11 protein-coding genes are annotated in these 14,120 nt (G+C 38.2%); 4 read left to right on the forward strand and 7 right to left on the reverse strand.

From position 1 onward, the window contains the following. Position 1: 1 nt before the first annotated feature. A complete protein-coding gene (locus tag CPS_RS12860) occupies positions 2-2,206 on the reverse strand; it encodes an ATP-grasp domain-containing protein (RefSeq protein WP_011043673.1) in 2,205 nt (734 codons plus the stop codon). Beyond that, positions 2,193-2,501, reverse strand: a complete 309-nt coding sequence (locus CPS_RS12865) for a PqqD family protein (protein ID WP_011043674.1) — start codon at positions 2,499-2,501, stop codon at positions 2,193-2,195. The genes CPS_RS12860 and CPS_RS12865 overlap by 14 nt, the downstream gene beginning before the upstream one ends. Before the next feature lie 1,115 nt (positions 2,502-3,616). Between CPS_RS12865 and CPS_RS12870 the strand changes: the two genes are divergently transcribed. Beyond that, a complete protein-coding gene (locus tag CPS_RS12870; protein WP_011043676.1) occupies positions 3,617-4,882 on the forward strand; it encodes a GGDEF domain-containing protein in 1,266 nt (421 codons plus the stop codon). A gap of 45 nt (positions 4,883-4,927) precedes the next feature. Here CPS_RS12870 and CPS_RS12875 read toward each other — a convergent pair whose 3' ends face one another. Continuing rightward, positions 4,928-6,124: an exo-beta-N-acetylmuramidase NamZ family protein gene (locus CPS_RS12875; protein ID WP_011043677.1), complete on the reverse strand. Its 1,197-nt coding sequence runs from the start codon at positions 6,122-6,124 to the stop codon at positions 4,928-4,930. 10 nt (positions 6,125-6,134) lie between these two features. Next, a complete protein-coding gene (gene murQ / locus CPS_RS12880) occupies positions 6,135-7,061 on the reverse strand; it encodes an N-acetylmuramic acid 6-phosphate etherase (protein WP_011043678.1) in 927 nt (308 codons plus the stop codon). 200 nt (positions 7,062-7,261) lie between these two features. Here murQ and alr point away from each other — a divergent pair, with 200 nt between their 5' ends. Beyond that, positions 7,262-8,344 carry an alanine racemase gene (gene alr, locus CPS_RS12885; RefSeq protein WP_011043679.1) on the forward strand — a complete coding sequence of 361 codons (1,083 nt, stop codon included), beginning with the start codon at positions 7,262-7,264 and terminating at the stop codon, positions 8,342-8,344. 19 nt (positions 8,345-8,363) lie between these two features. Here the strand turns inward: alr and queE are convergent, their stop codons facing one another. After that, the gene (gene queE / locus CPS_RS12890) at positions 8,364-9,032 is read right to left on the reverse strand and encodes a 7-carboxy-7-deazaguanine synthase QueE (protein ID WP_011043680.1); all 669 of its coding nucleotides are present in this window, start codon (positions 9,030-9,032) and stop codon (positions 8,364-8,366) included. Between the two features lie 135 nt (positions 9,033-9,167). Here queE and queC point away from each other — a divergent pair, with 135 nt between their 5' ends. Further along, a complete protein-coding gene (queC, locus tag CPS_RS12895) occupies positions 9,168-9,824 on the forward strand; it encodes a 7-cyano-7-deazaguanine synthase QueC (RefSeq protein WP_011043682.1) in 657 nt (218 codons plus the stop codon). Between the two features lie 418 nt (positions 9,825-10,242). Then, on the forward strand, positions 10,243-10,455 hold the full coding sequence (locus CPS_RS12900) for a hypothetical protein (protein ID WP_011043683.1): 213 nt from the start codon (positions 10,243-10,245) through the stop codon (positions 10,453-10,455). A 170-nt stretch (positions 10,456-10,625) separates the two neighbouring features. Here CPS_RS12900 and uvrB read toward each other — a convergent pair whose 3' ends face one another. Next, positions 10,626-12,647: an excinuclease ABC subunit UvrB gene (uvrB, locus tag CPS_RS12905; RefSeq protein WP_011043684.1), complete on the reverse strand. Its 2,022-nt coding sequence runs from the start codon at positions 12,645-12,647 to the stop codon at positions 10,626-10,628. Continuing rightward, the gene (locus tag CPS_RS12910; protein WP_011043685.1) at positions 12,644-14,032 is read right to left on the reverse strand and encodes an MATE family efflux transporter; all 1,389 of its coding nucleotides are present in this window, start codon (positions 14,030-14,032) and stop codon (positions 12,644-12,646) included. Before CPS_RS12910 ends, uvrB begins: the two co-directional genes overlap by 4 nt. Positions 14,033-14,120: the final 88 nt, after the last annotated feature.

A 14,120-nucleotide genomic window follows, 5' to 3' on the forward strand; every position in this document is an offset into this window, starting at 1 on the left:
ATCAATTTTCCTTAATTTGGTCTGAAGCAATTCGATTATGATGTAGATATCCCTTGGTCGAAAAAGAGGCTAACTGATAAGGCTGTAAACGTAGTTCAGTAGAACTTCTTACAAATACCAGATTTGTTTTGTCTGGTTCAGGGATGATTTCTTCACCTAGTGCGGTATGGACAGCCTGTTGGGGATGGTTCGATCCTAGTGTTGCTGAGTAATAGATCCAGCCAGTAAAACGTGGATTGATCTCGATAAGATAAAAACGGTCTAGGATCTCGTCTCTAATGAATTCGCCCTCTACCGGCCCAACCCATTTGATCTCTTTTAAGAAGCGGGCAAAGGCTGCTTCTAATTCTACTTGTGGCAAACGCATGGCTCGCCAGGTGCTGCCCTTGGGGCATAAACTCAATTTTTTTACCGTTAGCATCGTTAGCGGTTCGTGCCGATGGTTACATACGGTAGCCACTGCAAAACTTGGCCCGCTGATCATTGGCTGAATCAAGACTTCTTTCATTCCATCATAATAGAGTGTGTGCCATGCAGCTTTTGCCTGACTTTCATCAATGACTGACACACAAAATGAGATAGGTCCTTTTACCACGGCAGGTAAGCCGACTTTTTTAACGGCTGCTAATACTTCATCTTCATTACGGGCACTAATAGTTTCAGGTATTATAAAGCCCTGTTGATCCGCCTCATAAATGCCACTAAATAGTTGTGTTTTACTGCGTTTTTCAAAACTATCGAGGTTGGGTAATAAAGTATGAACGCCCATTCTTTTTAGCTCATCGGCAAATTTAATAAAAAAGGGTATTTCGCCATCTAAACAAGGAATCAACACATCGATGGGCTGCATTTGAATAATTTTTTTAAAACGCTCGAATAAGGTATTTTCATTTTCTGTTATAGGTAACTGAAAACAAACATCAAACAACTCTTTGTTATAAGCCCCAGAATCAAAGGTGCCATAACATAGACCAATTAAATGCAAGTCGTCAGAAGCACTGCGCAACGCTCTGGCAACGCCAATACCCGAATTAACAAGATCAAAACTACTGGTTCCGGTAACCGCGACACGCAGTCCGCCTCCATTAGTTATTGGTTTATTGTTGTTATTACTTGGTAATTGACAGTTATTCATTTCTGTCATATTTATGTGGCCATGACGATCCAGATGTTGCATGTCATCGAGTCGCACTACGTCTTCTGTGATACTACGAACTAACAACGGGGCCTCATTTGAACGATTTAATGGGACTATCGTTTCATCAACCTCAGGTTCAGTTAATAGTTTCAGTAGTTCTACGGCTAAGTTTTTATTGGCCCAATGAGCCAGCATACACCAATCAGGGAGACAGGATTTGACGCCTTCTAAAAAGTAAATTGAACCACCAGTTGGGTGGATTAAATCTAAAGTTATAGGTCCCTGAGCACCTAGCTTTTTGATGATTTCCAGTCCTTGCGCCTCTAAATCTGGGCTATCTATGATGCTGCTGCAAACCGAATGACCATTACTATTTATAGCCAGTTTTCTACATGAGAGGTTTTCAATGCGCTCACCATCTTGATTAATGAGGCAAACCAGCGAATAAGCTTCACCGGCAATACGCGCCTGTAGTAGTACTCCTGAGCGTCTATCTCGCTCAAGCACCGCAGATGAAAAACGTAATACCTGTTCGGCGTTATGGGCAATTAATTCCAACTCTGCCCCTTTGACTAGCACAGGATAACCAAGATGATCGGCATAATGTGCGACTTCATGCAAATGGTGGGCAATTAAACTGTGAGGGTATGCGATATGATTTTGGTGTAGATAAGAAGCTAAGGTAAGTGGACTCAACTGAGCCATTTTATCGGCATTGGGTACCAGTGTGTTTATGCCATTTTTATGTAGTCGATCTGCTAGTCTTGCCGTGGCAGCAATATCTTGTTCTAAACACGGGATAAAAGCATTAAATCCTAGTTTGTTTTGTGCATTGATTAAGCTTAAATAAAACGCTTCATCTCCTTTAAGAGGGCTTTGGATTCGTGTCACTGTATCAACTATTCCGGGTTGCCAAGCTCCGGTCATAGCGGAATCATCAACCAGAGCATCAATAATAAGTGGTCCCTGCCAACCTGCACGTAATGCACGAGCAACACTGGCTCCTGCATGTGGAATATCAAGACCACCAAAACCAGAAATGGCGACTCGAGTATTAGAAGTTTTCATAAACAAATCCTGTGCCACTGAGTTGTTGAATGAAAAGTAGTGCATCTTGTCTGGCTTCTATAACCGACACATCGAATCGACTGGTCAATGCATCAGCTAGTTGGTCGCAAGTGGTGCCATTTTGTAAAGCGACCAACAATACCCCTGCACTGTCATTACAGGTACAAATAGCTCCGCTGCGGTTGTCTATCAATACCCACTCATTTTCCTCTAGACCGGGTTCTAGAGAAACCCAAGAACGAAGCGCAAATTGTTGAGGAATGGTAATCTGCTCTCTATTGGTAAAACTATTCATAATACTTTCCCTTTTGTACCTGAAATGTATAACTATTTATTTTTATTCAAAATGTAACTGTTGTTTTGTCCTTGTTTAGTCACCCACTAAGGATTAGCCATAATCAACGAGATAATGGTCTATCTCTGGGTAAATATCTCGAGGTATTGATAGCTTTATGAGGGCACTTACACATTTAAACGATGAAAGTGAGATAACAAACCAGAGGCAAAAGGATCGATAACAATCTAAAAAGGATAAGTACATTTTAAAATTTGCTAATGAAGAATTGCCTGATTTATGAAGATATAAACCAATTGGCGACGGCATATTGAATTGAAGGCATAGGAAATGATAAAAAACGATTAAAAGGTTGGTTTTTCTCTGTGGCATAAATTGCGCCACTGATAATGCTGATTGATAACAGGTGGTGAGAAAATATTGACTCATAATGATACCCCCGAAGTATGAAAATTAATCCATATTTACCCCTCAAACAGCGATATACATTGGCAAAGTAAATATTTTTTACTAATTTACAAAAAGTTTAGCCTATAAGAGCATTTTTGCAATTGATTGAATTAGTCAGTTAAGGGTATATTTTAAAGGATATTCACAATGTTCTGATTAATATTATTTTTAATATATTCAATATAAACAAAAGCTTTTTTAATTTTCATTAGCTGTAAATCGTACAATTAAACGCATAATTCAAGCCAAGAATTATTTAGATAATTTAACTATCTATTGAGTGGTATACCTCTTTTTAGTGAAAACAGGTTACCGGAACAGCCTTTATTCAATGCCTTTTTCTGTGGTTTTATATCCCTTACCAATTGAGATACATGGTGCAGAATCCTTTGAATTATTTCAATTCAAAGGATTCCAATAAAATAATGGTAATAGCTATAAACATGTTATGACTTTAAATACTTTAACCCTTTTGATGTAAATCAATTGATCATTACTAAATTAGCTATAAGCGAATGATATTGGTAATATTACTAATGCTGTATTACTTTTAAAGTAGTAACGCTTTTATGTTCAATTATCCTCAAATAAAATTTATTTTAATTTTACCTTTTTGAGATAAAAACTATTGAACACACTCACCTAGTTTAAGGAATAGTTTTTCTATGCAAACAGCAAAAAATCCTCAGAAAAGCAAAGAACTTTATGCCGCTATTTCACTGATATTTTTATCTTTACTCATCTTAGTACTACTATTTCTCAACATTGATAAGCATAAGGTAATCAATTTAAATGCTGCAGATATTAAGGTTGTGGATGACCGTGAAGTGCTGGGTGCATCGGTTGCAAAAGTAGTAAAAACCAATCATGGTCTTGAATTTACCTGCCAAATAACAAAATCTCATCTAGCTCAGCCTTATTGTGAATTAATCATAAATCTACAAGATTTAAGCAAACAATCCCCCTTTACTGGTTTAGACTTATCTAATTATGAGCAAATCGGCTTATGGATTAAACATAATCACCCTACACAACCGGGTACTCGTATTGAGTTACGTAACTTTAATACTAATTATTCTGTAAAAGGAAACGAAACAATATTAAAACCCAATAGCGTAGAGTATTTAGAAGCATACGTTACTAACCCTATTTGGTTAAAATCATCTGATTTTTCTATCCCCCGATGGTGGAATAACAGCCATAATTTAACGCTAAATAATGGTGGTACTGATTTTTCAAATATTTATTCCATTGCCATAACACCCACCTTGCAAGTTCAGCCAGGGAAATATGAGTTAACCGTTGAACGCATTGAATTAAAAGGCAAGTATATTGGCACAACAACACTTGTTGCCGTTCTAATTATGTTATGGAGCATAGCGTTGGGCTATGTTATTCGACGCTTAGTGCCAGCTAAAAAACTAGAGGTTGAAATACCTGAACAAGCGAGTCATACCATTGAATTTGGTGCCATGAGTTGCCCGCTAACAGGTGCACTAAATCGCATTGGATTACGAAAATGTTTTGATCAATTGGCGCCTACTGATCTACAAAAATTAAGCATTATCTTCCTCAATATCGATTATTTTGAGGACCTTTATCCAAATTATGGTCATAAAACAGCAGATAAAATTCTACAGCAGTTTGTCAATGAAGTTGATAATACCTGTCGCTCTAGTGATACGGTAGCTCGATGGAATTCAGAAGAGTTTTTATTAGTATGCCCAGACACTGAATTATCTCAAGCGATTGATGTTGCGGATAAAATAAGAGCAAGAATACAGAAAGCCACCTGGCCAAATGATATTAAAATAACCTGTAGTTCCGCTGTCGCACAAATGTATGATGAAGATCTTAATGATTTAATTACCCGTGCAAATAAAGCGCTGTATAAGGCAAAAAATACCGGCAGTAACAAAACAGCAGCTTAAATCATTTCTTATGGGAGTAACCACTAATACCTACCGTTGTAAGTATTAGTGGTACAACAGGTAAGGTTTGCGTTTTTGCTTAAAATCGATAATTCCCGCTCGCCAACTTAATCTAATCTGCTCTGCACTTTTTCCTGCCATAATGGCTTTCCTTAATTTATCCGTACCCGCCAATTTATCCATAAATTTTGGACTATTAAAGAAAGTAACCTCTCTCTCTGCAAAGGCTTTATACCAGCTCAAAATATAACGCAAATTTAAACCATGACTAACAACCTGGCGAAGGTCCTCTCCTTGTACCCTTATATTCATGAATTTAGGTTTACTCGCCGTTCCTGGCATTGAAACGGGGGTAAAATTAAAGCCGCCAATATGTATATTTTCATGACCGATCACCTGAAATGGAAAAGGCGTTCCTCGGCCAATGCTAACAGGTGTTGCTTCAAAAAAGGCTAATGAGGGGTATAAAGCAATTGAATGCGCATTTGGCAAGTTAGGACTTGGTTTTATTGGTAAACTATAAGGGTAATTTCTTTGATAATATTGTACTTTATGAACGGTAAGAGAAAGCTCTTTTTCACTTGTTAACCACCCTTCTCCTTTAATCATAAGCGCAAGCTCAGCCACAGTCATTCCGTGTAATAAAGGGATTGGATGCATGCCTACGAATGAACGAAACTCTTCTTCAAGTATCGGGCCATCAACAAAGGCGCCATTAGGGTTAGGCCTATCTAACACCATGAATTCAACTCCCGCATCAGCCGCGGCTTCCATCATATAATGCATAGTACTGATGTAAGTGTAAAAACGGACTCCAACGTCTTGAATATCAAAAATGATAACATCAAGATTTTTCATCGTACTTAACGATGGCTTACGGTTTTTACCATAGAGAGAAACAAGCGGTATGCCCGTTTTAGTATCAATACTTGAATCAAATTTTTCACCCGCATCACGATTTCCACGAAAGCCATGTTCGGGTGCAAAGATCATCTTAATATCTATATCGTTCTTCAACAATACATCCACTAAATGTTCGTCAAAGACTTTAGATGTTTGATTGACTACTAACGCGACATTTTTTCCCTTTAGCTGGGGAAGATACTGCTCAACTTGCTCCGCGCCAACAATTATATTGTGTTCTACCGGTTTGCTAGTATTAGCACTAACAGGCAAGATAAAAGAACATGCATAAAAGCTAAGGAATAAGATAATTACTTTGATAGGATTAACTAATTTCATAGACGTTACATTAACAGCCTTGTTGCTCTACCGCTTTACGTAAAAAGCCTTTATTAGAAGCTAACGCAGCTTTTGCTTGAGTGCTATCTAAGCCCGTTAAGACCATTAAGCTGGCTAATTTTGTTTGATTATTTGCTTGGGCTAGTGCCATTTCTGCTGTATCAAAATCACATTCTGTCGCCTGCATCACAATACGGACAGCACGTGCATAAAGCTTCTTATTACTGGCATTCACATCAATCATAAGATTTTGATAACTTTTGCCACTGCGGATCATGCTGGCAGTACTAAGCATATTCAAAATGAGTTTTTGTGCCGTGCCTGACTTCATTCGGGTGGATCCAGTTAATACTTCTGCGCCAACGACAGCACAAATATTAATATCACAGTTTTGTGCATAACTGCTATTAGCGCTACAACTAACACCTATCACTTTAGCGCCTTGTTCTCTGGCAAAAGCCATTCCTGATATCACATACGGCGTTCGACCACTGGCAGCTATACCCACTACAATATCTTTACTCGATAAGTTAATCGCTTTCAAATCATCAATTGCCAGTTGTCTATTGTCTTCAGCACCTTCAACTGCCTTATACATAGCGCCAGCACCGCCCGCAAGAATACCTATAACTTGCTCACTCGATACACTGAATGTAGGTGGGCACTCAACCGCATCAAGTACGCCTAACCGTCCACTAGTCCCCGCACCGATATAAATTAATCGACCACCACAAGCAAAAGCGTCAACAATAAGATCAACCCCTTGGGATATTTCAGGTAGTAACAGCCCAACAATTGAAGCAACCTTTTGATCTTCTGTGTTTATTTTTTTAAGTACGCCAAGTGAATCAAGCAAGTCTATATCTAGCGTGTTAGGGTTTTGTCCTTCTGTTGTTATATTTTTAAGCTCATTAACTAACTTTGCTTGCGTGTTCATGAAATTCTCTCGTTATGGTTACTAGGATCTTGTTTTAAATATAATCGCTTGACCATAAAATCAAGGATTAAGCTAAGGCCCGCAATATTGATCATGGTACACGGATAACTTATAATAAATAGAAAAATTAACGACATTTATTTCGTTGCCTTAATTTTACTTTCCTCCACTATTCATCAGTAAAACATTAGAATTATCACATGAGTTATACTTCCAGACTGACACAAGCCATTATCAACTTAGACGCTCTCGTTAAAAATTATCAATATCTTGATAATCTTGCAAGTAACAGCAATACCATTGCCGTTCTCAAAGCTGATGCTTATGGCCATGATGCCAGTAAAGTAGCTCACGCTTTAAGTTCAGAAGTTAAAGTATTTGCGGTTGCTTTTATTGATGAAGCGCTAGCGCTTCGTGATGCTGGCATTAAAAACACGGTACTCATTCTTGAAGGTCCTTTTAACGAAAGTGACTTTGAGATAGCGTTAGAAAATAATTTTGCTTTAATGCTGCACAGTAATTATCAACTAGAGTGGCTAAAATCAATAACCCCTGAATTTTCTGGTGAACTTTGGCTAAAAGTCGATACGGGAATGAACCGTTTAGGATTCCAAGTTGAGCAAATTGACAACGTTATGTCGCAATTATCAGCTCAACAAATAAATAACTTGGTATTATGTTCACATTTTGCCACAGCTGACCAAATTGATTGTGCTAGACCTGCCAAGCAACTCGCTAAATTAAAGGCATTAGTTGCAAAACATGGTTGTAAATATAGTATGGCCAACTCTGCAGGTATTTTGAACTGGCCCGAAAGTCATGGTCATTACAATCGATTAGGCTTAGCACTTTATGGTGCATCCCCTATAGGTGATAGTCCCAAAAGCCAACCACTCATCCCCGCTATGACATTACAAGCTAATATTATTGCAATACATACAGTGAACGTTGGTGAATCAGTAGGTTATGGCAACAATTGGCAAGCTGAACGAGAAACGAAACTAGCAACAGTAGCTATTGGTTATGCTGATGGTTATCCTCGCAACGCTAAATCAGGTACACCTGTATTTATTAATGGCGCTCAGGCACCTCTCGTTGGCCGTGTTTCAATGGATATGATCACTGTAGATATTACAGATTTAAAGCATACTGCAATCGGAGATACTGTTGAGTTATGGGGCAAAAATTTAAGTATTGATATCGTTGCACAAAACAGCGATACCATTAATTATGAATTATTAACTCGAGTGTCTAAACGCGTACCCAGAGTTTTTACCGGTTAACTAAGCGACCCAGTTTCCTTTATTCGATACCAATATATTTGTGAACTTGCACCGATAAGCGCCAATTGTTAGCTATACATGTTGCTATTGCTAACTCGGTTGCGCGCTTCTTTTGGCTAATTGGTTGTAGATATACCGGGGTATTTTCAACCTGATGCATTGCCAATAGCTCTTTTAAATCATCTACATTTTGCTCTGTAGCAACGGGGTGCTTTATTTCATTAGCACGTGACATAGCGCTTGCTAAAATATCATAACCACCGCGCATCTTGATTTTAGGAGATACGGTTACCCAGCATTTTTCTGTGGTAATAATTTCAAAGGTACCAGATGTTTCAATTTGCGTGCTATAACCTAGGTCTTCAAAGGTTTCACAAAGTGGCGTTAGGTCAACCATACAAGGTTCACCGCCAGTGATAACAATATGCTTTGCTTTAAAATGCTTTTCCTTCACTAACGCTAGAATATCTTCAGCCGAAAAATTAGCCCACTGAGAAGTCTCAGCTTTTTTAGCTAACATAATGTCAGGGCTGACTTGGTCGTCTAGTTCTATATCCCAAGTATGTTTAGTATCACACCACGAACATCCGACAGGACAACCTTGTAGTCGAATGAAAATTGACGGCTGGCCCGTGAAGGAGCCCTCCCCTTGAATGGTTTCAAAAAGCTCATTAATTTTATAGTTCATGGGTGTTATGGTTTTCTCTTCTGCAATGTGGTTTATTTTATGTGGTATTCACTTTCTGCTTTAGCCTGTTACTTATTTCAAGTAAAATAACAGTTGTTTATTATTATACCTTAGATCAATTAAGAGAGCTTTCAAATGGCTGAAAAAGTTGTTGTTATTTATTCTGGTGGCATGGATTCCTTTACTGTATTAAACCGTGCTAAAAAAGACGGAAAAGAAGTCTTTGCTTTGTCCTTTGATTATGGCCAACGCCACGTAAAAGAGTTGGAGTGCGCTAGCATTGTTTGTAAAGAGTTAGCGGTTAACCATAAGGTAATCGACATTTCAGCAATCAATCAATTACTTGCTGGCTCTTCATTAACAGATGACATTGATATTCCTGAAGGTCATTACGAAGCAGAAAGTATGAAGTCAACTGTGGTGCCTAACCGTAACATGATTTTACTTTCGTTAGCCGTAGCTTATGCTGTATCGGTTGGAGCAGAGCAGGTTTATTATGGTGCTCATTCGGGCGATCATGCTATTTACCCAGACTGTCGTCCTGAATTCGTTGAAAAAATGAATGATGTTTGTAAAATTGCAAATTATGAAAGTGTTGAAATATTTAGTCCTTATTTAAGCGTCGATAAAACAGCGATCCTTGCTGATGGTATAAAAATGGGGCTAGATTATAGTAATACTTGGACCTGTTATAACGGTCGAGAGAAAGCATGTGGGAAATGCGGTTCGTGCCAAGAGCGCTTAGAAGCTTTTGAAGAAAACAATGCCACTGACCCAATCCCATACGAATAAAGAACGTTGAACTAATTTCAGGTAGAGTAAATTACAAAAATGAAACTCTGCCTGAAACAAAGTTAGGTGCACATATTGCGACTATCTTTGAATCAGAGTCAAACTACATCAGCTATTTTATCAGCTATATTTAGTAGAACTTTGCTGATAAGTTAGCAATTGATGAAGAGACGTGTCATCGAAGTTTTACACGATTCAGACGAGGAAATCATCACGAGAGGTTCCTCCACAGCGGCAATTCGGACAAAATCCTCTTTTATTCTATTTTGTGAACCATTTAACATAATGTTTTAAATAGCATATCTAACTATAGATTATTATCTTTCCATTATTTACTTTTAAGACAAAAATTTTATAACCGTTAGGTCGCTTTAGCTCTAAACTTAGAAGGTGTTCAATGAATAATTGAGGATGTCTTATGAGTGCGACTTGGAAGTATCAAGCACGACTTTTAAAGCAGATGATTGACTCAAATAATGAAACTCAGGCCCACCTTTATATGGAACGGCTATTATTGTTTCCTGTCGATATTCAAGATCAAATAATAGAAGAGATAAGCCACCTTCCACACTGTAGTAGTGACGCGATTGCTAATATTCTCGGTCATTATTCAATACAAGAGCTGAAATAATCTGAATTCTATTTAAATAACCTGAACTTTGGAGAAACGGTACTTACTCAACATTCCTCTTTATGCGATTCTCATCGTTAAAACATCGATAAATAGCCAGCTATTCATTAACGCTTTGCCTTGAGAATCAAATAAAATGAAACCTTGATTGGATATTTAGCTAGTTCAAGTTAAGTAGATAGTTGCTGTATTCGTAATTTTGCTATCTTATCGCGCATAGCAGCAGCTTGTTCAAATTCTAAATTCTGCGCATGCCCCTGCATTAGCTTTTCAAGCTCAACTATTTTAGTGTCAATTTGTGACGTGGTTAATAGAGGTTCTTCCGCCTGCTGGTTAATATGATAATTTGTATTAGCTTCTGCAACTTTATCAAGTGACTTAGCATCACTATAACTTCCCACGCCCATAACATCGGTAATTCTTCTAACAACGCCTTGGGGGGTAATATTGTTGTCTAAATTGTACTGGTGTTGCTTCACTCTACGTCGTTCTGTTTCATCAATAGCACGTCGCATAGAGCCCGTAATTCTATCTCCATACAGTATTGCTCGACCATTGAGATTACGCGCAGCTCGGCCAATCGTTTGAATCAAAGAACGATCGGAACGTAAAAAGCCCTCTTTATCCGCATCTAAAATTGCCACTAAAGATACTTCTGGCATATCTAAACCTTCACGAAGTAAATTTATACCCACTAAAACATCAAATTTACCTAGTCTAAAGTCTCTTATAATTTCTACCCGTTCAACCGTATCAACATCTGAATGCAAATAGCGCGCTTTAATGCCATGGTCATACAAGTAATCCGTTAAATCTTCGGCCATACGTTTAGTTAATGTTGTGGCTAAGACCCTTTCGTCAAGCGGTAGTCGTTTATTTATCTCTGATAATAAATCATCAACTTGTGTTTCAACCGGTCTAACTTCGATTTCTGGGTCAAGTAAACCTGTCGGTCTAACCACTTGTTCCGCAATATCGCTACCACATTTCTCTAATTCAAATTTGCTTGGTGTGGCCGAGACATAAATTGTTTGTGGAGAGATCGCTTCAAACTCTTCAAACTTCATTGGCCTATTATCTAAAGCGGACGGTAGTCTAAAGCCATATTCCACCAAGTTTTCTTTACGCGATCTATCTCCTTTATACATAGCGCCAATTTGTGGCACGGTAACATGAGATTCATCAATAATAAGTAAACCATCATCAGGTAAATAATCGAATAAGGTTGGTGGTGCTCCTCCCTCTTCTCTCCCTGATAAATAGCGAGAATAGTTCTCGATACCAGAGCAATAACCAAGTTCAGTCATCATTTCAATATCAAACTGGGTTCGTTGAGTAAGGCGCTGTTCCTCGACTAATTTATTATTATCTTTGAGTTGTTGTGACCTATGCTTCAGCTCTATTTTAATTTTATCTACTGCTGCTATGATTTTCTCTTTAGGCGTAGCGTAGTGTGTCTTTGGGTATACTGTTACCCGATCCAGTGTTCTTTCAACTTGTCCTGTTAGCGGATCAAATTGACTTATCCGCTCTATTTCTTCATCAAATAGCTCTACACGTAAAGCCAGGCGGTCAGATTCAGCAGGAAAAATATCAATAACATCACCGCGCACTCGATAAGTGGCACGCGCAAAAGCAACATCATTACGAGTATATTGTAGTTCAGCGAGACGACGTAAAATATCGCGTTGATTTATAATGTCACCTCGACTGATATGTAACATCATTTTTAAATAGGAGTCAGGATCACCTAAACCATAAATAGCCGACACAGAAGCAATAATAATCACGTCTCGGCGCTCTAAAAGTGCCTTAGTAGCCGATAGCCGCATTTGCTCGATATGTTCATTAACTGAAGCATCTTTCTCTATGAAAGTATCTGTCGTTGGCACGTAAGCTTCAGGCTGATAATAATCATAATATGAAACAAAGTATTCAACGGCATTATCTGGGAAAAATTCCTTCATTTCACCATACAATTGCGCCGCCAACGTTTTGTTGGGCGCTAACATCATGGTAGGTCGATTAAGCTTTTCAATCACATTGGCAATGGTATAAGTTTTACCTGAGCCGGTTACACCTAAAAGCGTTTGATGGGCTAAACCCGACTCAATACCTTCTAACAGTTGCTTTATCGCTGTTGGTTGATCACCACTAGGAGTATATTCAGAGCAAATAGTTAATTTTTTCATACCACTTGCTCCGGTGAAGCTGACTCATTATGAATAAACTCTTTGCTAAATAATCGGTAAGAAATCATGGCCATTAATACATTGCCAAGCAAAGCACCGGCAAATAAACCCGCTAAGCCGTAAAACAAACTACCTACATAGGCTAATGGTAAATAACAAACAAATAATCGTATGACACTTAACCCCAAAGCAATCATTGGCTTATGCAAAGCATTAAATGATGAGTTAGTTAATATGATAATGCCTTGTAAACCATACCCTAGTGGGAGTATCCAAATAAAGAGTTTAATTAAATCGGCAACTTCAGTCTCTTTGGTAAAAACACTTGCGATCCAATTTGCGCATAGAGCTAATATAATATAAATGACTATTTGCCAGACTAGGATAAACTTTATTGCAACTTTGTAAGCCGTTTCGACGCGATGTAATTGACCCGCTCCAAAATTTTGGCTAATAAATGGAGGTAAAGTCATCGATAAGGCTAGTACTATCAAACAAGCTATTGATTCAAGTCTTGAGCCAACACCAAAGGCTGCTACAGCTGCTTCACCATAAGAAGCCACTATTGCAGTCATAATTGCGGCAGCTAAGGGGGTTAACATATTTGCGCTTGCAGCAGGCAGACCTATTTTTAAGATATCTTTACAGGCAACAATCAGCTCTTTTATAGGCAGCATAGTTGTATGAATAAGATCGTGCTTTTTAGTTAAAATGTACAATACGAAACCTAAACCAAAAATCCACGAAATTAATGTGGCAATTGCTGCACCTTGTATACCCATCGCTGGGATTGGCCCGAATCCAAAAATAAAAATAGGGTCAAGTATGGCGTTAATCAGTCCGGCACTCCCCATTATCATACTGGGTGTTTTAGTATCTCCTGATGCACGTAATACTGCATTGCCTATCATAGGACCAATTAGACACACACTTCCGATATACCAAATATCCATATATTCATGAATTAAAGGCAATAAAGATGGCTGGGCACCAAGTAAAGTAAATAATGGATCGGTAATGAAATAACCCACTGTGGATAAACACGCAACTATAATTGCGGCTAAATACAATGCAGCTGTTGCCGCATTTTTTGCAGACTTTGTATCTTTTTTCCCTAAATACTTAGCGATAACTGCAGAGGTTCCTATACCTAAACCAATAGTTAAACTAATTACAGTGAAGGTAACAGGGAATGTGAAACTGATAGCTGCGAGGGGTTGTGTCCCGAGAAGTCCAACAAAAAATGTATCTATTAAGTTGAATGTCATCAAAAGCACCATGCCATATATCATTGGAATGGTCATACGCTTTAAAGTATTAGCAACAGGATCTTCGAGTAGATTAACTCGTTTTTTATTAGGTGTAACAGTATTAGTTTTGGTCATTTAATATTTTCAGTGATTCTATGAGTCTGTCAGGGTAAATAATATGTAGCAGTACATTGTAAAAGATTAACTAACTTTTACCTAGTGT

The sequence above is a fragment of the Colwellia psychrerythraea 34H genome (assembly GCF_000012325.1).
GTDB lineage: Bacteria > Pseudomonadota > Gammaproteobacteria > Enterobacterales > Alteromonadaceae > Colwellia > Colwellia psychrerythraea_A.